The following is a 26143-nucleotide window of genomic DNA, read 5'->3' as shown; positions in this document are numbered from 1 at the left end:
AAAACATGCTGCACAACATGATCCGAAGGATGCAGGCCCGTGTCATGGTGGTCGCCGCCGACGAGTCCGGGATGAGCACCGTCGAATATGCGATCGGCACCATCGCCGCCGCCGCCTTCGGTGCCATCCTCTACACCGTGGTGACCGGCGACTCGATCGTGACCGCACTGTCCAACATCATCACCCGCGCTCTGAACACCGGTGTCTGAGCGGTGATCGCGGCGGTGTCACGGTGGAGGCGGCGTTTGCGATCGCCGCCTTGGTCGCGGTGTTGGTGGTGTGCCTTGCCGGTATCAACGCGACCGTCCTGCACATCCGGTGTGTCGACGCCGCGCGGGAGGCAGCGCGACTGCTCGCCCGCGGCGACGACGGGGTCGCCGCGGCGCGCCGGGTCGGGCCGACCGGGTCGACGATCTCGGCGCAGCGCGACGGTGCGTTCGTCGTGGTGCGCGTCAGCACGGCGACGGCACTGCTGCCAGGGATCGTCATCTCCGGCGATGCGGTGGCGATGGCCGAGCAGTTCCGGTGAGGACCGTGGCTCGGCGACGTTGATCGCGACCGCGCTGATGGTCGTGCTGCTCACGGTGACCGTCGGGGTGCTGGTGCTCGGCTCGGTGGTGGTGGCACGCCACCGCGCGCAATCGGGGGCCGATCTGGCCGCGCTCGCGGGCGCCGCATCGGTGCCCGCCGGTCACCAGAGTGCCTGCACGGCAGCACAAGCCGTCGCCGAATCGAACCATGTCACGGTGGTCGAGTGCGCTGTGCACGGGCTGGATGTGGTGGTCAGCGTCACGGCCACCACCGTGCTGCCAGGCCGAAGCGCCCGGGCGGAGGCCAGGGCGGGGCCTGCCGATGGTGTTCTCAGTCCGTCTGGCCGGTGATCTTGCGCAGCCGCAGCAGCGATTTGAGTGCCGCACGAGTGCCTGACTGTGCACCCTCGACCGCGGTCGCCTCCTGCTCGGCGGCGGCGATCTCCTCGTCGGTGGGCAACCGCATCGACATCAGTGCCGCGTAGGTGTCGTCGTCGAGTTCGATGCGATTCACGGTGACGTGGATGGGGGTGAACCCGCCGCCGTGGGCGGGCAGTCGCAGTACCCGGGCGGTCGGCCCGTCAACGAATTCCTGTGCCATTGCCAGGACGTGGCGTTCGTCGCCGGGATGCAGGACGGTTTCGCCCTGCTCGCCGGCCCGCCAGTCGAAGAACGGGCACGGCTTGTCCAGCCATTTGAGCAGCCGCCAGTGGTTGAGGTCGACGATCGCCCGGTGCACGCCGGGCGCGGCAAGGCCGTTGAGAATCCGTTGCGCCAGATCGTCGGGTCGCACCACCGGCCCCTCGACGAGGCTGCGCCAGTTCATCGCTCGGCATATCAACCGTTCGCTGCCGTCGTCCTGCTCCTCGGAGATCGCCCTGGCCACGAAACCCACGGTGATCGGCTCACCCCGGAAATCGGTGACGTTCCACGTGCTGCACAGCACATGACCGGGCTTGGCCCGGATCACCATGGACAACACCTTCGATTCGTTGGGATTGAGAGCCCTGGCCGGCAGATCCTCGGCGAAGGCGCGGCCCTGGGTTGCCTCGACGCTGGCGTCCCGGCCCGCGTTGTACAGCGATTCCGCAGTGTCCGTGGCGATTCCGGCCGTCAGATCCCATTTCAGCGGTCCGGGTACCGGCCGGTCCGGCGGGTCGGCGCCGGGTTCGCCGATCCAGAGGTGTACGCCGTGGATCACCCCGTCGGACATGTGCACCACCTCGGTGCGGATCACGCGGTCGTTCTTGGGGGTGATGCTGGTCAGCGCCTGACCGGCACGCAGCGTCTCGCCGATCGCCGATTGGATGGCCATCAGGTGCGGGTTACGGCGGAGAAAAGTACTGATCGGGACCAGGTTCTTGGTCCTCGATCCCTGGGCGACGATCGCGGGTTCGTCACCCAGTGTCTCCACGAGCAGCCAGTCGTGGTCCATGCCTGCGAGTTTAACTGGCCCCGACGCTCCTGCCGGGTGTTTGCTCATGCTGCGGAATCCGTAGGAACGTGCTGCTGAACCCCGATTCGGATGCGCATTCTTGACGTCGCTGGCGTCAAAAAGAGTTGCAGGGGGTCTGCTGAAAAGGTAATTTCCGACTGTACCTGGTTCGCCGGGACTGAAAACGGATCGCGTCTTCCGACCGTTTTGAGCATGCGGAAAGTGTGATCGGCGTTGCTGGTGTGGCGCTGCAGACCACGGCGAGACGGCCGACGCGGGGTGGGCCTTCCTGTCGGGGACAACGCGGCGTCAGTGTCCCGCCAGCTCGCCGAGCACCATCCGCAGAACGCGTACCGCGCCTGCCTTGTCCAACGGATCGTTACCGTTGCCGCACTTCGGCGATTGCACGCACGACGGGCAACCGGCGGGGCATTCGCAGGCCTCGATGGCCGCCGCCGTCGCCTCCCACCACAGTTGCATCTGCCGATATCCACGGTCGGCGAATCCCGCGCCGCCCGGATATCCGTCGTAGACGAAGATGGTCGGCAGCCCGTCTTCCGGCCCGGAGGCCGTGGACACCCCGCCGATATCGCCGCGATCACAGCTGGCCACCAGCGGCAACAACCCGATCGCGGCATGCTCGGCCGCATGCAGCGAACCCGGAACGGCCAATGGGTCTATCCCGTTGGCGTACAGCATTTCCGGAGTGATCGTGCACATCACCGCGACGGTCTCCAGTGTCCTGGTCGGCAGGTCCAGCTCGACGAAGTCGATGACCTCACCATCGAGGCTGCGGCGCAGGTATCCGGTGACGGTGTTCGACACCGAGACCGGCACGACACCGACGGTCACCTGACCCACGGTCCGGCGCTCACCGGCTCCGGTCACCGCGATATCGGTGACTTCCCTTGCGGCCGTGGTGTATCCGGGGTCCTCGGCGTGCACGATCGCGATACCACCCTCGAAGTCGAGGCTGTCCACGACGTAGCTCTCACCCTGGTGCAGATACACCGCGCCGGGATGTACCGACGCCGGAGCCTGGCCGGTTCCGGTGGTGCCGAGTACGCGGCCGGTACCGGATTCCAGGATCGCGATCTGTCCACCCGAAGCGCCGCGGATGTCGACCGCCGGGTGCGGATCGATCTCGGGCGCGGGGAACCAGCCGTTGGGACGCCGGCGCAGCAATCCGTCGTCGACCAGGGTGCGCGCGACCTCCTCGGCATCCCAGGTCCGCACCTCGGCGTCGGTCAGCGGGAGTTCGGTCGCCGCGCACAGCAGCTGCGGACCCAGCACATACGGGTTGCCCGGGTCGATCACCACCTTCTCGATCGGTCTGGCCAGCAGCGCGCGCGGATGGTGCACCAGGTAGGTGTCCAGTGGGTCGTCGCGGGCGATCAGCACGATCAGTGCGCTCTGGCCGCGGCGGCCGGACCGCCCGGCCTGCTGCCAGAACGAAGTGACGGTGCCGGGGAACCCGGCCAGCACCACCGCATCCAACCCGGCGATGTCGACACCGAGTTCGAGGGCGTTGGTGGTGGCCACCCCGCGCAGGTCCCCCTCGCTGAGCGCGTGTTCCAGCGCGCGGCGGTCCTCGGCCAGATAGCCGGCCCGGTAGGAGGCGACCCGGTCGGCGAGGTCGGGGGCTATTTCCTCCAGCCGGTTCGCCGCGGCCAGGGCGGTCAGTTCGGCCCCGCGCCGCGACCGCACGAAGGTCAGGGTGCGGGCACCCTCGGCGATCAGGTCGGCCATCACCCGAGCGGATTCCGCACCGGCCGACCGCCGCACCGGCGCGCCGTTCTCCCCGACCAGGTCCTCGAGCAGCGCGGGCTCCCACAGTGCCACCGTCCGCCCGCCGTGCGGGGAGCCGTCCTCGGTCACCGCCGTGACGGTCTCACCGATCAGCTGGGCGGCGGTCTCGGCGGGGGCCGCGGTCGTGGCGCTGGCGAAGATGACCGTCGGCGACCCGGAGTATCGCGCGCACAGCCGCAACAGCCTGCGCAGTACCAACGCCACATTCGAGCCGAAAATACCCCGGTAGTAGTGGCATTCGTCGACGACGATGTACTTGAGGTGGCGCAGGAAGACCGCCCACCTGGCGTGGTTGCGCAGCAGCGACAGGTGGATCATGTCCGGATTGGAGAATAGCCACCGGGACCGTTCGCGGGCGAAGCGGCGCAGATCGGTGCCCGCATCACCGTCGTAGGCGCACGGCGCGACACCGCGCAGGCCGGGCACCTCTTCGCACAGGCTGTGCGCGGCGCGCAGCTGATCGTGCCCGAGCGCCTTGGTGGGGGACAGGTACAGCGCGCGGGCCAACGGTTCGGCGGCCAGCGTGGTCAGGATCGGCAGCTGGTAGGCCAGGGACTTGCCCGAGGCCGTGCCGGTGGACAGCACCACGTGCCGTCCGTTGTGGGCCAGGTCGGCGGCGACCACCTGGTGCGACCACGGGGTGTGCACCCCGCGTGCGGTGAAGGCGGCCACGACGTCGGGTTGGGCCCACGCCGGCCAGGGCAGGGTCGTGCCGCGCCGGGGTGGGATGTCTTCGACATGACGGATCGGATGTTCGTCGACCGGAGTGCCCCGCACCGCGCAGGACAGCAGGTCACGGCCGAAATCGGACCCGGTATTGCGCCCTGACACAGACACGACGCTCCCTTCGGTGTTCACCAGCATGTATCCCCAGGTGAATTGTTGACTACTTGATCGTGCCGAGACTGTTGCTGGCGCGTTGAACGTGGTTGACTGAAGGTGGTCGCAGCTTCTGTGTTCGTGTTTTTGCACCCGCAGGATCGTCGTTGCGATCGCGGTTCCTGCGAGGGTTGTAGGTCGGGTCGAGTTCCGACGACACACGCGTTGGTAAGCGGTCGGAACGGGCCCGGTACACCGGACGTCGGTGGACCGCACCCGGTAAGAGAAGGAAAGTACGAAAGATGCCACAGGGAACTGTGAAGTGGTTCAACGCGGAGAAGGGCTTCGGCTTCATCGCCCCCGAGGACGGCTCCGCTGACGTTTTTGTCCACTACACGGAGATCCAGGGGTCGGGCTTCCGCACCCTGGAGGAAAACCAGAAGGTTGAGTTCGAGGTCGGCCAGAGCCCCAAGGGCCCCCAGGCGACCGGCGTCCGCGCCGTCTGAGCCAACGCAACACCGAAGACACCCCCGGCCCGGCCGGGGGTGTTTTCGTATCCGACCGTGCCATTGCACCGACGTCTCGGCCACCACGGATAGTGTCGAACATGTGAGCCAACTGTCCTTCTTCTCGGCGGAGTCGGTGCCCCCGACCATCGCCGACCTGACCGGCCTGCTGGCCGCCCAGGGACAGGTGGTGTCCGTCGGTGGGCAGGCGCGGCTGTCGGTGGTGGTCGACAAGTGGTGGCGCGCCCAGGGGCTTGCCGAGATGATCGCCGAAGCCGGGCTGACCCCCGAGCTGACCCGCACCGAGGAGGACAACCCCCTGGTGCGCACCGCGCTGGACTCCCGCGTGGTCGATATCGCGGGAGCCTGGACCCGCGGCGCGGTCAAGACGGTGCCGGGTAGCTGGGTGCCCGGCCCGCGTGCGCTGCGTGCCTGGACGCTGGCCGCCGGGGTGCCCGAGGCCGCCGACCGGTACTTGCTGGGATTGGATCCGCATGCGCCGGATACCCACGCCACGTTGGCATCGGCGCTGATGCGGGTGGGAATCGCACCGACGCTGATCGGTACTCGCGGACCGCGTCCGGCGTTGCGGGTGAGCGGTCGACGACGGCTGTCACGCCTGGTCGAGAACGTCGGGGAACCCCCCGGTGATGCCGAAGCGTTTGCACATTGGCCGAGAATATGAGGCCGTCCGGCGGGCGAGCCAGTTTGCACATGCCCGTCCTGGATGCGAAATTGTCAGTTGCCTGCGGTGACAGATACCGCCAGGCAACAAAGAAGTGGAGAGTAGAAGAAGGTGGCTGACGACGACCGGAGCCGGGGAGGCACCGGTACCGTTCGGCGTCTCGTAATTGTCGAGTCGCCGACCAAAGCGCGCAAGATCGCCGGCTATCTGGGCTCCAACTACATAGTCGAATCCTCCCGCGGCCACATCCGAGACCTGCCACGCGCAGCCGCCGATGTCCCGGCCAAGTACAAGTCCGAGCCGTGGGCGCGGCTCGGGGTGAACGTCGACGCCGACTTCGAACCGCTCTACATCGTGAGTCCGGACAAGAAGGCCACGGTCACCGAGCTCAAGGAACTGCTCAAGGATGTCGACGAGCTCTACCTCGCCACCGACGGTGACCGCGAGGGTGAAGCCATCGCCTGGCACCTGCTGGAGACGCTGAAACCGCGCGTCCCGGTCAAGCGGATGGTCTTCCACGAGATCACCGAGCCGGCCATCCGGGCCGCCGCCGAAAACCCGCGTGATCTGGACATCGACCTTGTCGACGCCCAGGAAACCCGCCGCATCCTCGACCGCCTCTACGGCTACGAGGTGTCCCCGGTGCTGTGGAAGAAGGTCGCCCCCAAGCTCTCGGCAGGCCGGGTGCAGTCGGTGGCGACCCGCATCATCGTGCAGCGCGAGCGTGAGCGCATGGCGTTCCGCAGCGCCGGATACTGGGATGTCAGCGCCGAGCTGGACGCCTCTGTGTCCGATCCGGACGCGTCGCCGCCGCGGTTCACCGCCCGGCTCAACACCGTCGACGGCCGCCGGGTCGCCGCCGGACGTGATTTCGACTCCCTCGGCGCGGTCAAACGCCCCGACGAGGTGCTCGTCCTCGACGAGGCCGGCGCGACCAGCCTGGCCAACGGCCTGCGTGGCGCGCAACTTGCCGTGTCCTCGGTGGAGCAGAAGCCCTACACCCGCAAGCCCTATGCACCGTTCATGACGTCGACGTTGCAGCAGGAGGCCGGCCGGAAACTGCGGTTCTCCTCCGAGCGCACCATGAGCATCGCGCAGCGGTTGTACGAGAACGGCTACATCACCTATATGCGTACCGACTCCACGACGCTGTCGGAGTCGGCGATCAATGCCGCCCGTAACCAGGCCCGGGACCTCTACGGCGCGGAGTATGTCCATCCGACGCCGCGTCAGTACACCCGCAAGGTCAAGAACGCGCAGGAGGCGCACGAGGCGATCCGCCCGTCCGGTGACGTGTTCCAGACCCCCGGCCAGCTGCACAGCGCGCTGGAGGCCGACGAGTTCCGGCTCTACGAGCTGATCTGGCAGCGCACCGTTGCCTCGCAGATGGCCGATGCCCGCGGTACCACGCTGAGCCTGCGCATCGCAGGCGCCGCCAGTTCGGGCGAGCAGGTCGTCTTCAACGCCTCCGGTCGTACCCTGACCTTCCCCGGCTTCCTGAAGGCCTATGTCGAGAGCATCGACGATCAGGCCGGCGGTGAATCCGATGACGCCGAGAGCAGGTTGCCCAACCTGACGCAGGGGCAGCGGGTCGATGCCGCGGACCTGACCGCCGACGGGCACACCACCTCACCCCCCGCGCGCTACACCGAGGCCTCGCTGATCAAGGCGCTCGAAGAACTCGGCATCGGTCGTCCGTCGACGTACTCGTCGATCATCAAGACCATCCAGGACCGTGGCTACGTGCACAAGAAGGGCAGCGCACTGGTGCCGTCCTGGGTCGCGTTCGCCGTGATCGGCCTGTTGGAACAACATTTCGGCAGGCTGGTGGATTACGACTTCACCGCCGCGATGGAGGACGAGCTCGACGCGATCGCCTCCGGCAACGAGCGACGCACCAACTGGCTCAACAACTTCTACTTCGGTGGCGAGCATGGTGTGGACGGCTCGATCGCGCGGGCCGGTGGGCTCAAGCAGTTGGTCGGCGGCAACCTTGAGGAGATCGACGCGCGACTGGTCAACTCCATCAAGCTCTTCGACGATGACCAGGGTCGCGCCATCAATGTGCGCGTCGGACGTAATGGCCCCTACCTGGAGCGGATGATCGAAGACCCGGACAACCCGGGTGAACTCAAGCCGCAGCGCGCCAATCTCAAGGACGAGCTGACACCCGACGAACTCACCCTTGAGCTCGCCGAAAAGGCTTTTGCGACACCGCAAGAGGGTCGCTCCCTCGGCGTCGATCCGGAATCCGGGCACGAGATCGTGGCCAAGGACGGACGTTTCGGGCCCTATGTCACCGAGGTGCTGCCCGAGCCCGAGGATCCCGATGACGGCAGCGCGGGGTCGCCGGCGAAGAAGGGCAAGAAGCCCACCGGACCCAAGCCGCGCACCGGCTCACTGCTGCGCTCCATGGATCTGGAGACGGTGACCCTTGACGACGCGCTCAAACTGCTCTCACTGCCCCGCGTGGTCGGTGTCGACCCCGCCAACGGTGAGGAGATCACCGCGCAGAACGGCCGCTACGGGCCATACCTCAAGCGCGGCACCGACTCTCGTTCGCTGGCGACCGAAGAGCAGATGTTCACCATCACCCTCGACGAGGCCCTGGCGATCTACGCCGAACCGAAGCGGCGCGGCCGTCAGGGTGCGGCCACCCCGCCGCTGCGTGAGCTGGGCAACGATGCCGCCTCGGGTAAGCCGATGGTCATCAAGGACGGCCGGTTCGGACCGTACGTCACCGATGGGGAGACCAACGCCAGCCTGCGCAAGGGTGACGATGTCCTCTCGATCACCGACGAACGCGCCTCGGAACTGCTGGCCGATCGGCGTGCCCGCGGTCCGGTGAAGAAGGCCACCAAGAAGGCTGCGGCCAAGAAGACGACCGCGAAGAAGGCGGCGGTCAAGAAGGCTCCCGCCAAGAAAGCACCGGCCAAGAAAGCCGCCAAGAAGGCTTAGCCGGAAGGCGTCAGCTGCTGGGCTCGGGCTGTGGCGCGTGGGCGATGGCGCGCACCGCGGGCCTGGCCAGCTGGGTGGGCGCCGACCGGCCTCGCAGTTCGACGATCTCGCCGACGTCCCAGGCCAGCGCTTCGGCATCGACGGCGCTGCTGACCGCGTTCGCCGAGGCAAGCACGTGGCCCTCCTCGAGCTTGGCGAGCTCGGTCAGGCGCGCGGCCTCGTTGACTGGGTCGCCGATCACGGTGTACTCGAATCGGGCCTGCGCACCGATGTGCCCGGCGATGGCCCGGCCCGCCGACACCCCGATACCGAATTCGGTCTGGCCCAACACGTTGATCAGCTCGTCGTGCAGTTCACGGGACGCCGCCAGTGCGGCACCGGAGGCGTCCGGGTGTTCGATGGGCGCGCCGAAGATGGCCAGGGCGGCATCACCTTGGAACTTGTTGACGAAGCCGCCGTGTTTGTTCACGGTGTCCACGATGACCCGGAAGAACTCGTTGAGCAGGTTGACGACCTCGGCGGCCGGGATCGTGGAGGCCAGCTGTGTCGAGCCGACCAGATCGACGAAAAGCACTGCCACGTCGCGTTCCTGGCCGCCCAGCTCGGTGCCGCGCTCCAGCGCCCGGCGGGCCACGTCCTCGCCGACGTAACGGCCGAACAGGTCACGCAGGCGCTGCCGTTCGGCCAGATCGCGGACCATGTCGTTGAAGCCGGCCTGCAGCAAGCCCAGTTCGCTGGCATCGTAGATCTGCATGTGCGCGTTGTAGTTTCCGCGCTGCACCTCCCCGAGCGCCCAGCGCAGCTGGCGCAGCGGATCGGCGATCGACATGGACACCAGTACGGTGCCGACCAACCCGATGAGCAGTGCGGCGATAGCCAACAACAGGATCGGGGTCGCCAGCTTGTCCGCGGGCGCCTTGAGCACCTCGAACTTGCTGGCCACCACCGCCAGCACGATCGTCAGGATGGGCACGCCGGTGGACAGCACCCAGGTGAGCACCTGGCGCAGGATCACCCCAGGTGCGCGGAAGTTCTCCGGCACGCCGGTGCGCAGCGCGGCCACCGCGACCGGACGCAGCACCCGCTCGGACTGCAGGTAGCCGATGATGGCCACCGTCGTGGCACCCAGCGCGGAGGCCACCGCGACCACCGGCGCCGACCGGCTGGCCACCGGCCAGCTCGCGACGATGAACACCACCGAGCCCAGCAGCCAGTTGGTGACGTTGATGACCGAGCGATAGAACGGCATCTTCAGCGCGCGTGCGCGGGCGACCTCGCTGATGGGCGCCACATCGCCCATCAGGGTGTCCCGGCGCTGCCAGCGGATCACCGGCAGCAGCAGCCGCAACGTCACGTAGGCGGCGATGCTGAACGACACGAACAGGAAGCCGAGGAACACGGTGAGGTTGAAGGTGGGCAGCTCCTGGAGCTGCACGCGATCCTCCGGGGGCAGCGCATAACGCAGGAACCCCAGCACCATCAGCGCACCGATGATGTCGGCCTGGACCATGCCCAGCAGGAACACCGGCCAGGGGGTACGGGCCACCCATCGGACGAACGCACTGATGCGCCCGATCGGTATGGCCTCCGCACTCACCCGTTTACCGTATCGGTCGGTTGCGACCTCTGGCGCCGCTGTCGCCGTGTCGTGTCCTTGTGTGGCACTAGGGTGCAGGTGTGGGAAGCGGTGTTTTTTCGTCTCTGGTGGGCCAGCACCATGTGGAGGAAGAGCTGGTGGCGGCCGCTTTGGCGGCCCGTGCCGTGGGTTCGCACAGTGGGCTCACCGCAGGCGGGATGACACATGCCTGGTTGATCACCGGTCCGCCGGGGTCGGGGCGTTCGGTGGCCGCGGTGTGCTTCGCTGCGGCCCTGCAGTGCACCTCCGAGGGCGTTCCGGGCTGCGGGGAATGCCGCGCGTGCACCACGACGATGGCGGGTACGCACGCCGATGTCCGCCGCATCATCCCCGAGGGCCTGTCGATCGCGGTCAAGGAGATGCGGGAGATCGTGCAGATCGCCTCGCGCCGGCCGGGCACCGGACGCTGGCAGATCGTGGTCGTCGAGGACGCCGACCGACTCACCGAGGGGGCGGCCAACGCCTTGCTGAAGGTGGTGGAGGAGCCGCCGGCGTCCACGGTGTTCCTGCTTTGTGCGCCGTCGGTGGATCCCGAGGACATTGCGGTGACCCTGCGGTCACGGTGCAGGCACGTCGCGCTGGTGACACCACCGACCGATGCGATCGCCGATGTGCTCACCGAACGCGACGGGATCGCGGCCGATATCGCGGCTTGGGCGGCCTCGGTCAGCGGTGGCCACGTGGGCCGGGCCCGCCGGCTGGCCACCGATCCGGAGTCGCGGCAGCGCCGCGAGCGGGCGCTCGGGCTGGCGCGGGACGCGGCGACGCCGACCCGCGCGTACGCGGCCGCCGAGGAGTTGGTGACCACCGCCGATGCCGAGGCCAAGGCTCAGACGGTGGACCGCAACGAGGTCGAGACCGAGGAACTGCGCACCGCGCTGGGCGCCGGGGGCACCGGTAAGGGCACGGCGGGGGCGATGCGCGGTGCGGCAGGCGCGATGAAGCTGCTGGAGCAGCGGCAGAAATCGCGCCAGACCCGCGCCTCGCGGGACGCGCTCGACCGGGCGTTGATGGATTTGGCGACCTATTTCCGTGATGCGCTGGTGGTGTCGGCGGGTGCGGGGACCGTGACGGCCAATCACCCGGACATGGCCGAGCGGGTCGGCGCGATGGCCGCCCATGTGCCACCGGATCGGCTGCTGCGCTGCATCGAGGCGGTCCTGGAGTGCCGGGAGGCGCTGGCGGTGAACGTGAAGCCCAAGTTCGCCGTCGATGCCATGGTCGCGACGGTCGGGCAGGCGCTGCGCGTCTGAACGGCAACTGATTCGTGCCGCGGGCGGGGGCTGTCGTAGACTCGTCGGGCCTGCCCAGGCAGGCGCGCCACCCTAGCTCAGTCGGTAGAGCAATTCACTCGTAATGAATAGGTCAGGGGTTCGATTCCCCTGGGTGGCTCCACGTCTTGATCACTGCACGTCTTGATCACTGCACGTCTTCATGGCTGTACGGCATCACGCCAGGCCAGCGGGTTCAGTTGCCGGTACGGATCGGCTGCGCGAATCTGAAGAAGCTGGGCCAACACCGCTTCCAAGGATTCCTGGGTACGAGTCTTGAGGCTCTCGGCCCAGTCGTCGGCGGCGACGCCGGCAGGTCGGGTCGAGTCGATGGGCTCGGCGAAACGCAGGTACATCCGTTGTGGCCGCGGGATCATTGTCGGGCCGATCCCGCGCACCAGCGGCATCGCCATATCGGGCTTGCCCGCCATATGGCTCGACAGTGCCGCACTGAGCCTGCCCCATGCCCCGTCGCGGGTGGTGAAGCTCCGGTATACGTCGTCGCCACCGATCAGTCCGGCCGGGACGATCGGATAGTCGTGCTCGGCGGCGATCCGGGCGAACCCCGCGCGGCCCCGCCAGTTCAGGGTGTTCTCCTCACCCTTGAACTTGCCGATCTCGCGGCCTCCGCCGGGGAAGACCAGGATCGGCTGATCATGGCGCATCAGTTCGCGCGCGGATTCGGGCGCGCCGACGGTGGCGCCGCAGGCGGCCAGCAGATCTGCCGCCGGGCCGGGCATCCTGCCGAAGGCGCGGTCGGTGAGCGGTCGGACCAGCGTGCCGAGTTCGCGACGCACCGCATACGGAATCAGCAGCCCTTCGGTTCCGGACTGAGTGTGGTTGCCCACCAGCAGGAATCGGCCATCGCGAGGGAGGTGATCGAGTCCATCGACATAAGGGCGGCACAAGTCGACGAGTGGTGCTGCACCGTCGGCAATGGTCTCGACGGCCCGCCGTAGTGCACGGATGCGGCCGGGCTGGTTCATCAGATTGGCGGTGTCGGTCATAACGGACATATCCACACCGTACCGAACGAACTGGTTCGTCTGGTTATGCTTTGGCTGTGAGACGCACGACGGAGCTTCGCGACGACATCCTCTCCGCGGCGCGCGCCGAGTTTGCGCAGTACGGTCTGGCCGGCGCCCGGATCGATCGAATCGCCCGGGCCGCCCATGCCAGCAAGGAGCGCCTCTATGCGCATTTCGGCAACAAGGAGGCGCTGTTCCGCGAGGTGTTCGTCACCGATGGCGCCGAATTCTTCCGTTCGGCCAGGCTACGTCCGGACGACGTCGCCGAGTTCGTCGGCGAGGTCTATGACCTGGCCTGCCGTCGGCCTGAGCACCTGCGCATGGTCACCTGGGCGCGGCTGGAGGGATTCGACCTGGGCGCACCGGAGTTCGAGGATGCGCCGCCCATGGAGGCGGCACTGACCGCCATCGGCACGGCGCAGGCCGACGGTCACGTCGATCCGAGCTGGCGGCCCGCGGATCTGCTGGTATTGCTGTTCTCGGCGGGGCTGGCATGGGCGCATCTACCGCATCCGGACGCTGTCGCAGAGGGCGCGGTCGAGACCGCGCGCCGCCGCGGCGTCGCCATCGAGGCCGCCCGCCGACTCATCGCGCCGCGTCCCTAACCCGCCCGGCGCCGGGCCTCCCGCCGCTCGGCCAGGCGGCCGAACAGATCGTCGAGGTCGATCTCATTGGCCTGCCGCGGCCTGCGCTGATGAAAGCGCGCGTCGTCATAGCTGGTCGGGCATTCGAACCGGTGCAGGTGCAGGCAGGTGGCCGGCCACCTGCCCTCGTACACATCGTCGAGATCCACCACCTGCCGGGACAGCCGCCGGATGGCGAAGCGGTTACCGGCCGCGCTGTCCTCGGTGGGGAACTCGGCGGCGTCGAAGAGGTGCCAGCCGCCGTACACGGTCTGCAACCACACGGTCTCGATGCCGCAGTGTCTGCACGGCGCCACCGTCGAGGGCCGCGAGTCCGAGGAGATCATCAGCCAACCGTAGGCGCGGGCACCGACAAGTCGGGGGCAGCACACGCCGGTGTCAGCGGGCAGCGACGAATCCCACCGGTCCCGACGCGATGCACACCGACAGTGCCGCGGTGTTCGCGCTGACCGTGATCGAGTCACCGGCGCCGGACAACCGCACGAAGACCCGGTTCAACCCGGGATGGGTCGGCACCTTCACCGGTGCGCCCTCGGCCAGCGACATCGTCAGCGAGCCTTCGCTGTTGGCCAGGTAGTTGATCTCGGCGGTCCAGTCGGCGGGCAGCAGCGGACCGTCCAGCGGCATCGTGACGTCGGCATCGGTCTGCACCAGATACCCGCAGTTGGGGATCGGACCTGCGGCGATGGACCGCACCCAGGTGACCAGCGCCTCGCGCAGCCTGCCGGTACTGTCGAGCACACGCAGATCGGTGGTGGTGCCGCTGAACTCGGGGCGCTGCGGCAACAGCGCGAACATGTGGCTGGCCAGATTCTCCGGCGCGGCCACCCGCTGCATGATCAGCGGATCGACCTCCTGGTCGAGCAGCGGCGTCCCGCGCGGTGCATCGGCCAGGCCGGCCTCGGCGTTGTGCAGGTACTGCGGCACCGGGCTGTCCCGCCACACCCGCAGGAATGTCGATGTCGAGTACAGGCTGCTGCCGACGAACGCGACGGCCAGGGCGCAGACCACCGCGGTGCGCCCCCGGGAGGCATCCAGCCATGCCGATCCCGGCCGGTTGGGCGCGCTCAGCGCGACGGCGGCCAGGATGGTCGCCACCACCACCAGATCGGGCAGGTAGCGCAGGGCCTGCGCCAGTTCCAGCGCGGTGAACTGCGAGGAGCGCATCAGATAGATCGGCACCTGGCAGGCCAGCCCGTAGCCCAGCGCGGCCACCCATACCGCGGCGATCCGCTGTTTCCGGGCCACCGACACCGCTACCACCGCGGCCAGCGCAATCCAGCCGAGCACCATCACCGTGACCGGCGGCGTGGCCCAGGGTGAGGCGGGGGCCCAGCGCTGCCAGTCCCACGGTCCACCGGCCAGACCCGGCACGATCCCGTGCGTCACCGAGCGCCACCACAGTTCGGCGGTCATGCCCAGATCCAGCGTCCACCGTTTCTGGTCGACCACCAGCAGATAGACCCCGATCCAGCCGGCGGTGGCCGCCAGCAGCCCGACCCACAGGCGGATCCCTCGATGCCACACGGCGGCAAGCGGTTCCCGGCTCACCCACGCCAGCAGGGCGGTCACCGTGAACGCGACGAACGGGATCACCGCCGATTTCTCGAAGAACAGCAGGCCCCCGCAATAGACCAGCACCCCGGTCACCGCGTAACGCCGGTTGCCGGTGCGCACCAGCTGGATGGCATCCCCACACACCCAGGCCAGTGCGGCCAGCATCGGCAGCGAGTTCAGCCCCGCGGCCCACCACGCGAATGCCGGCACCGTCAGCGGGGTGAACAGGGCGAACACCAACGGGACCAGCAGCACCGGGCGCCACCCGAGGATCAGGTGCAGCACGCGCAGCAGGGCCAGCGAGGCCAGCAGCTGCAGCACCACGAGGCTCAGAGCGGGCCAGAACCATTCCAGCGGAGCCAATCGGGTGATGGCCCCGGCGACCAGGAACGCCCCCGGCATCACGTGCCCGTCGTGATCGTCGAACAGATACTCGACGGACAGCAACCCCTGCGTGCCCGCCCGGCCGATCAGGATCAGGTCATCCCAGTAGAAGTAGCCACCGAAGGCGAGCACCGCCCGGATCGCCAGCTGTGCCGCGATCAACGCGGCGGCAACCCTGGGGACCCATTTCATCGCAGCCGACTGTACGGACGCCCGTCCAGTCGCTCAGCCCGCGGTCGGATAGTCCTGCCCGACGGCCTGTCGGGCCGCCCACGCCGAGGCGACCATATCCGTCAGCGAATGCCGCATCTGCCAGCCCAGATCGCGCGCCGCCAGGGTGCCCGCGGCCACGATGCGGGCCGGATCACCCGGCCGGCGCGGGGTGACCGCGGGCTCGAAATCGATACCGGTGACGTCCCGGATCGCGGTCATGATCTCGCGCACCGACGTCCCCGATCCGCTGCCGAGGTTGTACACCGGCTCGACGGGCTCACCGGCGGCCAGCCTGCGCGCCGCCGCGACATGGGCGTCCGCCAGATCGGAGACGTGGACGTAGTCGCGCACGCAGGTGCCGTCCGGGGTGGCGTAGTCGCCGCCGTTGATCTGCGGGACGCGGCCGCCGTAGAGCATGTCGAGCACCTTGGGGAACAGATTGTGCGGGCTGCGGTCGTACAGGTCTACCGAGCCGGAACCGACGACGTTGAAATAGCGCAGGCTGGTGTGCCGCAGTGGGCGTGCCCGCGCCTCATCGCGCAGCAGCCACTCGCCGATGAGCTTGCTCTCGCCGTACGGCGACTCCGGCGCCGTCGGCGTCTGCTCGTCGACGATCTCGACATCGGGGGTGCCGTAGGTGGCGGCACTGCTGGAGAACACGATCTGGTCGATATCGGTGGCCGCCATCGCCTCCAGCAGGGTGGCCATCGCGGTGACGTTCTGGCGGTAGGTGTGCAACGGGTACTTCACCGATTCGCCCGCGTACTTGTATCCCGCGACGTGGATCACCCCGCTGACGGCGTGGTCGGCCAGCGTCGCGGTGACGGTGTCGAGGTCCAGCAGGTTGGCGGTGACCAGTTCGACGCCGTCAGGCACGAATCCGGCGATACCGGTGGACAGATCGTCGATCACGACGACATCGGCGCCCGAGGCTTTCAGTGCGCGCACCACATGCGCTCCGATGTACCCGGCACCGCCGGTCACTAGCCAGGACATATCTCTCCTCGTGTGGGGACCCGAAGCCGGGTTCATGCTGTCATGGATCAGGATCGGGCGAGCGCGTACATGTGCACCGCGATGCCGACCACGGGACCGCACAGCAGCGCGATGACGGTCCTGGTCTCCAGTGCGGCCGGCAGCAGCAGCAGTGCGCCGGCGGCCAGGGTGGCGCCGATCCATCCGGCGGCGTAGGCGCGGTGCAGTGCGGCCGCGACGGCCGCGGCGCCGGTGAGGGTGAGCAGTGCGATGGCGGTGGCCGCGGCGGTCAGCCAGGCCAGCAGTGCGCCGCTCGCCTGATATTCGGGCCCGAATGCGGTGTGCAGCAACCAGGGGCCGGCGACCGCGGCCGCCGCGACGCCGATCGTGCCGATCGCGGTGACCACCAGTGCGGGGGTGAGCAGCGCACCCAGTCTGCGGTCGCGCTGATCGACGAAATGCGCTATCAGGTTGCCCTGCATGGCCGTCAGCGGCACCAGCAGCGGAGCTCTGGTGAGGGTGACCGCGAGGATCACCACTCCGCCCGCGGCGCCGAGTTCGGAGCTGGTGGCCTGTAACAGCACCGGGAATCCCATCACCAGGATGGCGCTGGCGCCGGCCGCGGCCACCGAATGCGAGGCGCCCGCCAAGAAGGTGCGCGCGCTGCCCGCGCAGGTCAGCGCGGCCGCCGCCCGGGCGCCTCGGGAGCACACCAGCATGGTCAGCCACGCCAGGCAGCCGGCGACGGTGGCCCACAGGAACCCGGCGAGCCCCCAGCCGAAGACGAACGCCGCCACCGCGACCGCCACCCGGGTCACCGCGTCGGTCACCATCAGCGAGCCGTACTGGGTCCATCGATCGGTGCCGGCCAGCATGCCCAGAAGCGTTGCGTGCAGGCAGAATCCGCCGAGACCGATGCTGAGCAGCGCCACACTGAGCCACTGGTACTCGGTGAAGACCCGGGCCGACCACAGCGGTGCGGTCACGCCGATCAGGGCGGCCGCACCGATGCCCACGCCGACGGCCACCCACATCGGCCGGGTCCGGGATGCTTCGGGTGCGCTCCGCGTGCGCGCGGCCCGCACCTCGCGGGTGGCCTCCTGCAGCAGCCCGTTGGCCGCGCCGCTGACGAGACCGAACGCCCCCCAGAACACCCCGAAGAGGGAGAAGCCCGCGGGCTCCAGGCTGCGGGCGGCCAGATACAGCACCACGTACCCGCACAGTGCGGTGCAGGCGGTGGCGATTCCGACCGTGGTGACGCTGGCCCGCGTGACCGGCCCGCGCGCCGGCAGTGCGGAGCCGCCGTCGGTCACAGGTCCGGGAGGTCGGTGGAGTACAGCCAGCGGTCCCACAGCCCGCGCAGCGAGACGTCGGCATGGTTGGCCGCCAGGCCGGTGAAATCATCGGTCACCGCGGTGCTGTGCCGGTAGCGGGCGGTCCAATCCTGCAGCAGTGCAAAGAAGTTGTCGTCGCCGATGGTATGGCGCACGGCGTGCAGGGTGAGCGCGCCGCGTTTGTACACCCGGTCGTCGAACATGTCGGTCGGTCCCGGATCGGTCAGCAGCAGATCCTGCGGTGAATCGGCCAGCTTGCGGTGATAGTTGCGGGCGCGTTCGTCGGCGCTGGGCCCGCCGGACTCCTCGGACCACAGCCACTCCGCGTAACAGGCGAAGCCCTCGTGTAACCAGATGTCCCGCCACCGGCGCGCGGTCACCGAATTGCCGAACCACTGGTGGGCCAGCTCATGGGCGATCAACCGCTCGGAACTGCGCCGGCCGTCGCAATGGTTGGCACCGAAGATGGAAAGCCCCTGTGCCTCAAGCGGGATCTCCAGATCGTCGTCGGTGACGACGACGGTGTAACCGGTTTCCAACGGGTAAGGGCCGAACTGGCGGATGAACAACTTCATCATCTGTGTCTGCCGGCCGAAGTCGTGGTCGAAGTTGCGCCGCAATCGATCCGGGAGGACCGCGTGCATCGGGACAGGGCTCTTGTTCAGCCGGTGCCTGGTGTATTCGCCGATCTGCAACGTGATCAGGTAGGTCGAGGTCGGCTCGGCCTGCTCATAGGTCCACGTGGTGTGGCTCGCACGGGTCTGCTTGGACAACAGTTCCCCGTTGGCCAACGCGTAGTAGGGGCTGTCGGTGCTGATCCGGATGCGAAAACTGGCCTTCGCGGAGGGATGGTCGTCGCACGGGAACCAGGAGGCGGCCCCGTTGGGCTGACCGGCCACCAGCGCACCGTTGGACAGTTCCTCGAATCCGACCTCGCCCCAGACGGTGCGCAGCGGTCTGGGTGTGCCGCCGTAGCGCACCACGAGCGTCATCGCCGCACCGGCGGGCAACGTCTCACCGAGGGTGATGTGCAGTTTTCCACCATGACATCGGAAGTTGTTGGGGCGCCGGCCGTTCACCGTCACCTTCGACACGCCCAGCGCATCGGAGAGATCGAGGGTGAAGGCGCGCAGCGCGGCAAGGGTCACCGCGGTGACGGTGACCGTGCCGCCGAGGCGGTTGATCGCCACCTTGTACTCGATGTCGAGTTCGTAGCGTGACACCCGGTAGCCGAAGTTGCCGTTGCGCGGCAGGTACGGGTCGATCACCGGGGGAGTGTGTGCCGTCTTCTTCGCGACCTTCTTGGCACTGCTCATTCGGCTCGCTTCTTTTTCGACTTCGTCCAGGGGGCAATGGGATTGCCCTGCCAGCGGGTCCACGGCGGGACCTCGTCACCGCGCATCACCAGCGAGGCGGGCCCGATGGTGGCCCCCGCGCCGATGCGTGAGGCGGGCAGCGCGACACAGTGCGGGCCCAGCGTGGCGCCCTCGTCGAGGATCACGGTGTCCATCCGCATGATCCGGTCGTGGAACAGGTGGGTCTGCACCACACAACCGCGGTTGACCGTGCTGCCCGCGCCCAGCGAGATCAGGTCGGCCTCGGGCAGCCAATAGGTCTCGCACCAGACGCCGCGGCCGATCTTCGCGCCGAGTCCGCGCAGCCAGATGTTCATGATCGGCGTGCCGGTGGCGGCCCTGGCGAACCAGGGCGCGGCGACCGTCTCGACGAATGTGTCAGCCACCTCGTTGCGCCAGACGAACGACGACCACAGCGGATGTTCGATGGCGGTGATCCGGCCGATGACGATCCACTTGGCCGCCACCGCGATCGCCCCGGCGACGGCCCCTGCGACCAGCAGCACCACTCCGCCTGCCACCGCCGTCAAGCCGTAGCCGATCGTGCCGGCCAGGGCGTGCAGCGCCGCCAGCACCGCGACGCCGATGAAAAACGTCACCATGACCGGGATCAGCCTGCAGGTTTCGACCACCGAACGCTTGATCTTCAACTCGGTGGACGGGTTGAAGGTGCGCAGTGCGTCGGCAGCCGTCGGCTGGCGGCGCAGCCGGATCGGCGGGCTGCCCAGCCAGGACGACCCAGCCTTGGCCTTGTGCGGGGCGGCCGAGAGCACCGCCACCAGGCCGTCGTCGGGAACCCGCCGGCCGGGCTGGGTGATACCGGAGTTGCCGAGGAAGGCGCGCTTGCCGATGGTCGCCTTGGCGACGTGGATCCAGCCGCCGCCGAGTTCGTAGGAGGCCACCATGGTGTCATCGGCCAGGAATGCCCCGTCTTGCACCTCGGTGAACTTCGGGGTCAACAATGCGGTGGAAATCTCGGTGCCCTTGCCGACCTTCGCGCCCAGCAGTCGCAGCCACCACGGCGTGAGCAGGCTGGCGTACATCGGGAACAGGTAGTTGCGTGCCGCATCCATGAGTCGTTCGGTGGCCCACAGCTGCCAGCCGACCCGGCTGCGCACCGGGTGATACCCCTCGGTGAGGCCGAGCGAGAGCAGTCGGACGCCCAATACCGTCAGCACCGCGTAGGTGCCGAACGCGACCAGCGCGGCCACCGGGGTCCATGCCAGCGCGGGCACCAACGCGTCGGTCGGGCTCGCGGTGCCGCGCACCGCCCAGGCCAGCACCGCCAGGCCCGCTGCCAGCGCCGTCAACGGCAGGGCGCCGAGCAACATCGATGTCACGCTGTAGATGCCCACCCACAACGGCGCGCGGCCGGGGCGCTCGTCGGGCCAGGGGTGACGGGCCTTACCGGATTTGGCTGCCGGCGAACCCTTCCAGTACTGCCCGTTCTTCACCTTGCCCACGACACCGGAGCCGGGAGCCACGTCGGCGTTCTTGCCGACCGTCGCGCCGGGGAACAGTGTGGTGCGGGCGCCGATGGTCGCATCGGTGCCGATGCTGATGGGTCCGACGTGGAAGATGTCGCCGTCGATCCAATGCCCGGTCAGGTCGACCTCGGGTTCGACGGAAGCGCGGTGCCCGATGGTCAGCATGCCGGTGACCGGCGGTGCCGAATGCAGGTCGACACCCTTGCCGATCGAGTTACCAAGGGCGCGGCCGTAATACACCAGCCACGGCGCGCCTGCCTGGTTCTCCGCTCCGCTGGCCTCGGCGAGCCGTTCGGCGAACCACACCCGCAGGTGCTCCGATCCGCCGCGGCGGTAGCTTCCGGGTTGCAGATTCGACAGCAGGGTCCGCGCGCTGAGCACCGCGATGCCCATCCGGCCCGGCGGGGTGATGAAGATGATGAAGCCGGCCAGCAACCACCACCAGTTCAGTGTGTTCGCCCACGGCACCAGGTCGATCGCGGCGGCGATGTTGTTCAGGACGGCCAGCCAGATGACCCACTGCAGCCCCGTCAGCGTGGCCAGCGGGACCGACAAGGCGATCTGAGCGATCTGGGTCACCAGCGGGGTGGGCCGCACATCGCGGCGCACCACCTCCGGAGGTGGTGCCAGCTCGTCGAGATAACCGGCCAGCGACCCCAGCCTCGGATGGTCGTACAGATCGGCGACGGTCACCTGCGGATAGCGTCCACGCACCGCGGTGACCAGCTGCGCCGCCGACAGTGAGCCACCGCCGAGGGCGAAGAAGTCCGCTTCCGGCCCGTCGACGGGCGCGGCCAGCACGTCACGCCACAGCCCGGCCAACCAGCCCATGGTGCCGCCGAGGTCGGGCTCGTCCTCCGGTGCGGCGCCCGGCGGCGGCCAGGGCAACGCATTGCGGTCGACCTTCCCCGAGGTGCGGGTCGGCAGTTCGTCGAGGAGCACCAGCCGCGGTATCAGGGCCGCGGGCAACGCCTGGGCCAACGCCGCGCGGGCAGCACCGAGATCGAAGGCCGGATCGGCGGATGCGATATAACCCACCAGCAGCGGTGTGCCGCTGGTCGTCTTGCGGACCGCGGCCGCCCCGCCGCTGACACCGGGCAGGTTGACCAGCGCGGCGTCGACCTCGCCCAGTTCGATCCGTCGCCCACCGACCTTGACCTGGTCGTCGGCGCGGCCTTGGAAGTAGAGCCCGTCGGCCTCCAGTCGCACCAGATCGCCGCTGCGGTAGGCCCGGGCCCAGCCCAGGGTGTCCATCGGGGCGTACTTCTCGGCATCCTTCTCGGGATCGAGGTAGCGGGCCAGGCCGACGCCGCCGATCACCAGTTCACCGATCTCCCCGAGACCGACCGGGCTGCCCTGCTTGTCCACGACCGCCAGGTCCCACCCGGCCAGCGGCAATCCGATGCTGACCGCGGAGCGCCCGTCCAAGGGGGCGGCGCACGCCACGACGGTGGCCTCGGTGGGACCGTAGGTGTTCCAGACCTCGCGGCCGTCCACGGCGAGGCGCTCGGCGAGTTCGGGCGGGCACGCCTCGCCACCGAAGATCAGTAGCCGGACCGCCTCCAGCGCCTCGGCGGGCCACAGCGCAGCCAGCGTCGGGACCGTAGAGACGACCGTCACGTCGCGGCTGACCAGCCACGGGCCCAGATCCATCCCGCTGCGCACCAGCGACCGCGGGGCGGGCACCAGGCAGGCGCCGTTGCGCCAGGCCAGCCACATCTCCTCGCAGGAGGCGTCGAACGCCACCGAGAGCCCCGCCAGCACGCGGTCACCCGGGCCGATCGGTGCCGACCGCAGGAACATCTGTGCTTCGGCGTCGACGAAGGCGGCCGCATTGCGATGGGTGACCGCCACACCCTTCGGGGTTCCGGTGGACCCGGAGGTGAAGATGATCCAGGCGTCATCGCGGGTCAACGGGGGAGCGGCGCGCCAGCCGCGCGAGGACCCGGGACCACGAACAAGGCCTGCCTCGGTGATGATCGCGACCACCTGGGCCTCCCCGAAGACCAGGGCGGCGCGCTCCTCGGGATCGTCGGCATCGACGGGAACGTAGGCGGCGCCGGTGGCCAGGGTGGCCAGGATGGCCGTGTAGAGGGCATAGCTGCCCGACGGCATCCGGATACCGATCCGGTCGCCACGGCCGATACCGCGGGCGGCCAGCCACTGCACGCTCTCCTCGATATCGCCGATCAGTTCGGCGTAGGTGAGCTGAACCTCGCCGTCATCGATCGCCGGCGCGTCCGGGAACCGGCGCGCCGTGTCGTAGAGGATGTCCACCAGGGTCCGCGGGGGAGCAGCGGCTTCGGCGAGTAGGTACTGGGAAGGGATGGCCTGCCCGGCTTCCGCTGCTGTCACGGCTATAAAACTACTGAAGCCCGGTGACCCGTCCACACGCGGCGCGCGGCTGCCGGATTGTTCCGTTCCGGTCGTGCTGATCGCAACCATTGGCCGGCGGTGTGTGCCGCTCCTAACGTGGCCTCGTGCGGCTATTCGTGGCAGATGAGACGTGGAGTGAGCTGACGTCGGGGGCCGACCCCGTGGTGCGGGTATCGGCTCGTGACCTGCAGCAGGCGCAGCGGGCGCGGACCCGATTGCGTCATGACGACGGTGACGTGGCGGTGATTCTCGACGTCGGGGTCGCGGTCGCGCCCGACATCCGCTCCGCCTACGCGTCGCTGGGCGAGGTCGACGGCGTGCGCTACGCCGGGACGGTGCACGGTCTGGCCGGTCTGATCGCCGATATCGAGTCCGCCGGGGTCGCCGATGGGGTGACGTTGGTCGACGCATCCGGTTCCGATCCCGATCTCGCCGAATTGGGACGCACGGTGCTGGATCTGCTGTCGCAGCGGCACCGCGCCGTCGCCTGAATCACGGAGTGCAGACCTATCCAAGTTCTGCATTAGTGCCCACTGAAATGGTCTTGGACATGTATGGATTCTCTCCATACCGTTGCTGGTGTGACTGCGACTCTTCCCACCCAGCTGACCGGACAGATGATCATCGCCGGGACGCCCGTCACGGGCACCGGCCACGAGGTCCGGGCGTTCGATCCGGCGGCGGGGCAGCCGCTGGAACCGGTCTACCGCCACGGTGACACCACCGATGTCGACGCCGCCGCGGCGGCGGCCGCCGAGGCCTTCCCGGCCTACCGCGCCACCACCGCCGAACAGCGCGCCCGGTTCCTGGAATCGATCGCGGCCCATATCGAGTCGGTCGCCGAGTCGCTGATCGCCCGCGCCGTCGCCGAGAGCGGTCTGCCGACCGCGCGAATCACCGGCGAGGTCGGCCGCACCACCGGCCAGCTGCGGTTGTTCGCCGAGGTGCTGCGCGAAGGCAGCTGGAACGGTGCCCGCATCGACACCGCCCAGCCCGACCGCACTCCGCTGCCACGTCCCGACATCCGCCAGCGGTTCGTGCCACTGGGCCCGGTCGCGGTGTTCAGCGCCTCCAACTTCCCGCTGGCCTTCTCGGTCGCCGGGGGTGACACCGCCTCTGCCCTGGCCGCCGGATGCCCGGTCGTGGTCAAGGGACACGACGCCCACCCGGGCACGTCGGAGATCGTGGCGCGTGCGGTCACTTCGGCAGTCACCGAGTCGGGCCTACCCGCCGGCGTCTTCTCGCTGCTGTTCGGTAGCGGGCCGGGTCTCGGCGTCGCGCTGGTCACCGACCCTCATATCAAGGCCGTCGGCTTCACCGGATCCCGTTCCGGGGGAACGGCGTTGATGGCGGCCGCCGCCGCGCGTCCGGAGCCCATCCCGGTCTACGCCGAGATGAGCTCCATCAATCCGGTGTTCCTGCTCGAGGGTGCGCTGGCCACCCGCGGTGCGGAGCTGGGCAAGGCCTTCATCGGCTCGCTCACCATGGGGTCGGGGCAGTTCTGCACCAATCCGGGCCTGATCATCGCCGTCGACGGCCCGGGGCTCGACGCCTTCGTCACCGCGGCCGGCGAGGCCATCTCCGCTGCGCCCGCCACCCCGATGCTGACGCCGAATATTGCCGGCAACTACGCGTCCGGTGTCGAGATGCTCAGCGGTGCAGCCGAACTGGTTGCACACGGTCAGGTCGGCGCTATCGAGACCTGCGGGCAGGCGGCACTGTTCAGTACGGATGCGCAGAGCTTCCTGGGTAACGAAGAGCTGCAGGCCGAGGTGTTCGGCTCGGCCAGCCTGATCGTGCGATGCGCCGACACTGCCCAGATGCACACCGTCGCCGCCGGCGTCGAGGGGCAGCTCACCGCGACCGTGCATGCCGACACCTCCGACGAAGCCGCGGCCGGTGAACTGCTTCCGCTGCTTGAGCTCAAGGCGGGCCGAATCCTGTTCAACGGCTGGCCCACCGGTGTCGAGGTGTGCCATGCGATGGTGCACGGGGGCCCGTTCCCGGCGACATCGGACTCGCGCACCACATCGGTCGGTGCCCGCGCGATCGAACGCTTCCTGCGTCCCGTGGCCTATCAGAACGTCCCGAAATCGCTGCTGCCCAGCCCTGTTGCCGACGACAATCCCGATCGTCTGTGGCGGCGCATCGACGGCCGGCTCACGCAGGACTGACCTACCCCTCCACCACCATTTCAAGGAGCTTTCCACGATGCGTCCCACATTCCACGGCGTGCTGTTCTTTCCCGTCACCCCCTTCACCGCCTCCGGTGCGGTCGACACCGACGCGCTCTCGGCGCACCTGACCAAGGGTATCGAGGCCGGCCCCGGCGGTGTGTTCATCGCCTGTGGCACAGGTGAATTCCACGCTCTCGAACTCGGCGAGTTCCGCACCGTGGTGCGCACCGCCGTCGAGGTGATCGCCGGACGTGTTCCGGTGTACGCCGGAGCCGGCGGCGCGGTGGCCCAGGCCAAGGCGTTCGCGCTGGCCGCACAGGAAGAGGGGGCCGACGGCATCCTGCTGCTACCGCCCTACCTGGTCGAGGTGCCCCAGCCTGGCCTGGTGGATTATGTCGCCGCGGTCGCCGGCGCCACCACACTGCCGGTCATCGTCTACAACCGCAACAACGCGAAGTTCACCGAGGCATCCGCTGTCGCCGTCGCCAAGATCGACAATGTCGTCGGATTCAAGGACGGCACCGGTAATTTCGACCAGGTGGCGCGGATCGTGGCTGCCGTCAAGGCTCAGGTCGACCCGGATTTCCTGTTCTTCAACGGTCTTCCCACCGCCGAGACGACCCAGTTGGCGTTCCGCGCCATCGGCGTGCCGCTGTATTCCTCGGCGACGTTCGCGTTCGCCCCGGACCTGGCGCTGGCGTTCTACAACTCACTGGAGTCGGGCAATATCGAGCTGACGAGCGCGCTGCTCAACGCGTTCTTCATCCCGCTGGTTCAGCTGCGCGACACGGTCCCGGGATATGCCGTCTCGCTGGTCAAGGCCGGCGTCACGATGGAGGGTGTGCCCGCCGGATCGGTGCGCCCGCCGCTGGTGATGCCCAGCGCCGAGGATGTCGCGGCACTGGCCTCGATCGTCGCAGCCGGTCGCGCCGTGTTGGCCGATGCGCTGAGCGGAGCCGTGTAA

The 26143-nt window shown here is 68.6% G+C and carries 21 protein-coding genes and 1 tRNA gene; 12 read left to right on the top strand and 10 right to left on the bottom strand.

All coding sequences use genetic code 11. The annotated features are described in order from the left end of the window. Positions 1–5: 5 nt before the first annotated feature. Genes G154_RS06975 through G154_RS06965 form a run of 3 tightly spaced genes read left to right on the top strand, consistent with a single transcriptional unit; the run spans position 6 to position 881 of the window. Positions 6–209 (top strand): DUF4244 domain-containing protein, encoded by a 204-nt coding sequence (locus G154_RS06975; RefSeq protein WP_019510766.1) that lies wholly within the window; start codon positions 6–8, stop codon positions 207–209. Positions 210–232: 23 nt separating this feature from the next. After that, positions 233–529, top strand: a complete 297-nt coding sequence (locus G154_RS06970; RefSeq protein WP_019510767.1) for a TadE family type IV pilus minor pilin — start codon at positions 233–235, stop codon at positions 527–529. Beyond that, complete coding sequence (locus tag G154_RS06965; RefSeq protein WP_019510768.1) at positions 498–881, top strand: Rv3654c family TadE-like protein; 384 nt, start codon at positions 498–500, stop codon at positions 879–881. Before G154_RS06970 ends, G154_RS06965 begins: the two co-directional genes overlap by 32 nt. On the opposite strand, the gene G154_RS06960 is transcribed toward G154_RS06965, so the two are convergent. Both G154_RS06960 and G154_RS06955 read right to left on the bottom strand, forming a co-directional pair. Beyond that, on the bottom strand, positions 862–1965 hold the full coding sequence (locus tag G154_RS06960) for a PAS domain-containing protein (protein WP_019510769.1): 1104 nt from the start codon (positions 1963–1965) through the stop codon (positions 862–864). The genes G154_RS06965 and G154_RS06960 overlap by 20 nt on opposite strands. Positions 1966–2274: 309 nt before the next feature. Further along, on the bottom strand, positions 2275–4605 hold the full coding sequence (locus tag G154_RS06955) for a DEAD/DEAH box helicase (RefSeq protein WP_023986381.1): 2331 nt from the start codon (positions 4603–4605) through the stop codon (positions 2275–2277). A gap of 290 nt (positions 4606–4895) precedes the next feature. Between G154_RS06955 and G154_RS06950 the strand changes: the two genes are divergently transcribed. The 3 genes from G154_RS06950 to topA all read left to right on the top strand — a co-directional run bounded on the left by G154_RS06950 (position 4896) and on the right by topA (position 8742). Further along, positions 4896–5099, top strand: coding sequence for a cold-shock protein (locus G154_RS06950; protein ID WP_006243848.1), 204 nt, complete (start codon positions 4896–4898; stop codon positions 5097–5099). A 103-nt stretch (positions 5100–5202) separates the two neighbouring features. After that, positions 5203–5784 (top strand): hypothetical protein, encoded by a 582-nt coding sequence (locus G154_RS06945; RefSeq protein WP_019510771.1) that lies wholly within the window; start codon positions 5203–5205, stop codon positions 5782–5784. A gap of 111 nt (positions 5785–5895) precedes the next feature. Beyond that, a complete protein-coding gene (gene topA / locus G154_RS06940) occupies positions 5896–8742 on the top strand; it encodes a type I DNA topoisomerase (protein ID WP_019510772.1) in 2847 nt (948 codons plus the stop codon). A gap of 10 nt (positions 8743–8752) precedes the next feature. On the opposite strand, the gene G154_RS06935 is transcribed toward topA, so the two are convergent. Then, positions 8753–10339, bottom strand: coding sequence for an adenylate/guanylate cyclase domain-containing protein (locus tag G154_RS06935; RefSeq protein ID WP_019510773.1), 1587 nt, complete (start codon positions 10337–10339; stop codon positions 8753–8755). A gap of 80 nt (positions 10340–10419) precedes the next feature. Here G154_RS06935 and G154_RS06930 point away from each other — a divergent pair, with 80 nt between their 5' ends. Together G154_RS06930 and G154_RS06925 are read left to right on the top strand one after the other, a co-directional pair. Then, positions 10420–11631: a DNA polymerase III subunit delta' gene (locus tag G154_RS06930; protein ID WP_023986380.1), complete on the top strand. Its 1212-nt coding sequence runs from the start codon at positions 10420–10422 to the stop codon at positions 11629–11631. 66 nt (positions 11632–11697) lie between these two features. Further along, a tRNA-Thr gene (locus tag G154_RS06925) sits at positions 11698–11773 on the top strand. Between the two features lie 37 nt (positions 11774–11810). Here G154_RS06925 and G154_RS06920 read toward each other — a convergent pair. Beyond that, a complete protein-coding gene (locus tag G154_RS06920; RefSeq protein WP_023986379.1) occupies positions 11811–12665 on the bottom strand; it encodes a lysophospholipid acyltransferase family protein in 855 nt (284 codons plus the stop codon). Positions 12666–12712: 47 nt separating this feature from the next. Here G154_RS06920 and G154_RS06915 point away from each other — a divergent pair, with 47 nt between their 5' ends. Then, the gene (locus G154_RS06915; protein ID WP_019510776.1) at positions 12713–13282 is read left to right on the top strand and encodes a TetR family transcriptional regulator; all 570 of its coding nucleotides are present in this window, start codon (positions 12713–12715) and stop codon (positions 13280–13282) included. Here the strand turns inward: G154_RS06915 and G154_RS06910 are convergent. From G154_RS06910 to G154_RS06885, 6 genes are read right to left on the bottom strand one after another with little or no spacing between them, the layout of a single operon-like run. Beyond that, positions 13279–13647 carry a hypothetical protein gene (locus G154_RS06910; protein WP_019510777.1) on the bottom strand — a complete coding sequence of 123 codons (369 nt, stop codon included), beginning with the start codon at positions 13645–13647 and terminating at the stop codon, positions 13279–13281. The genes G154_RS06915 and G154_RS06910 overlap by 4 nt on opposite strands. A 52-nt stretch (positions 13648–13699) precedes the next feature. Beyond that, positions 13700–15454, bottom strand: coding sequence for a hypothetical protein (locus tag G154_RS06905; RefSeq protein WP_019510778.1), 1755 nt, complete (start codon positions 15452–15454; stop codon positions 13700–13702). Between the two features lie 33 nt (positions 15455–15487). Continuing rightward, a complete protein-coding gene (gene galE, locus G154_RS06900; RefSeq protein ID WP_023986378.1) occupies positions 15488–16471 on the bottom strand; it encodes a UDP-glucose 4-epimerase GalE in 984 nt (327 codons plus the stop codon). 47 nt (positions 16472–16518) lie between these two features. After that, positions 16519–17763 (bottom strand): hypothetical protein, encoded by a 1245-nt coding sequence (locus G154_RS06895; protein WP_019510780.1) that lies wholly within the window; start codon positions 17761–17763, stop codon positions 16519–16521. After that, positions 17760–19100 carry a M1 family metallopeptidase gene (locus G154_RS06890; RefSeq protein WP_019510781.1) on the bottom strand — a complete coding sequence of 447 codons (1341 nt, stop codon included), beginning with the start codon at positions 19098–19100 and terminating at the stop codon, positions 17760–17762. Before G154_RS06890 ends, G154_RS06895 begins: the two co-directional genes overlap by 4 nt. Then, positions 19097–22981, bottom strand: a complete 3885-nt coding sequence (locus tag G154_RS06885) for a Pls/PosA family non-ribosomal peptide synthetase (protein ID WP_031601717.1) — start codon at positions 22979–22981, stop codon at positions 19097–19099. The genes G154_RS06890 and G154_RS06885 overlap by 4 nt, the downstream gene beginning before the upstream one ends. 125 nt (positions 22982–23106) lie before the next feature. Between G154_RS06885 and G154_RS06880 the strand changes: the two genes are divergently transcribed. From G154_RS06880 to G154_RS06870, 3 genes are all read left to right on the top strand, one after another. Next, positions 23107–23493, top strand: coding sequence for a hypothetical protein (locus G154_RS06880; RefSeq protein ID WP_019510783.1), 387 nt, complete (start codon positions 23107–23109; stop codon positions 23491–23493). Between the two features lie 90 nt (positions 23494–23583). Next, on the top strand, positions 23584–25176 hold the full coding sequence (locus G154_RS06875) for an aldehyde dehydrogenase (NADP(+)) (RefSeq protein ID WP_023986376.1): 1593 nt from the start codon (positions 23584–23586) through the stop codon (positions 25174–25176). 37 nt (positions 25177–25213) lie between these two features. Continuing rightward, the gene (locus G154_RS06870) at positions 25214–26143 is read left to right on the top strand and encodes a 5-dehydro-4-deoxyglucarate dehydratase (protein WP_023986375.1); all 930 of its coding nucleotides are present in this window, start codon (positions 25214–25216) and stop codon (positions 26141–26143) included.

Source organism: Mycobacterium sp. VKM Ac-1816D (genome assembly GCF_000416385.1).
GTDB classification, from domain to species: Bacteria; Actinomycetota; Actinomycetes; order Mycobacteriales; family Mycobacteriaceae; genus Mycobacterium; species Mycobacterium neoaurum_A.
Note: the sequence above shows the minus strand (reverse complement) of the source record. Positions and strands in the feature narration are given on the sequence as shown.

Coding starts and splice junctions, on each gene's coding strand:
- G154_RS06950 (WP_006243848.1), top strand. CDS start 4,896: ATGCCACAGGGAACTGTGAAGTGGTTCAACGCGGAGAAGGGCTTCGGC.
- G154_RS06975 (WP_019510766.1), top strand. CDS start 6: ATGCTGCACAACATGATCCGAAGGATGCAGGCCCGTGTCATGGTGGTC.
- G154_RS06920 (WP_023986379.1), bottom strand. CDS start 12,665: ATGTCCGTTATGACCGACACCGCCAATCTGATGAACCAGCCCGGCCGC.
- G154_RS06960 (WP_019510769.1), bottom strand. CDS start 1,965: ATGGACCACGACTGGCTGCTCGTGGAGACACTGGGTGACGAACCCGCG.
- G154_RS06905 (WP_019510778.1), bottom strand. CDS start 15,454: ATGAAATGGGTCCCCAGGGTTGCCGCCGCGTTGATCGCGGCACAGCTG.
- G154_RS06965 (WP_019510768.1), top strand. CDS start 498: ATGCGGTGGCGATGGCCGAGCAGTTCCGGTGAGGACCGTGGCTCGGCG.
- G154_RS06910 (WP_019510777.1), bottom strand. CDS start 13,647: ATGATCTCCTCGGACTCGCGGCCCTCGACGGTGGCGCCGTGCAGACAC.
- galE (WP_023986378.1), bottom strand. CDS start 16,471: ATGTCCTGGCTAGTGACCGGCGGTGCCGGGTACATCGGAGCGCATGTG.
- G154_RS06870 (WP_023986375.1), top strand. CDS start 25,214: ATGCGTCCCACATTCCACGGCGTGCTGTTCTTTCCCGTCACCCCCTTC.
- G154_RS06890 (WP_019510781.1), bottom strand. CDS start 19,100: ATGAGCAGTGCCAAGAAGGTCGCGAAGAAGACGGCACACACTCCCCCG.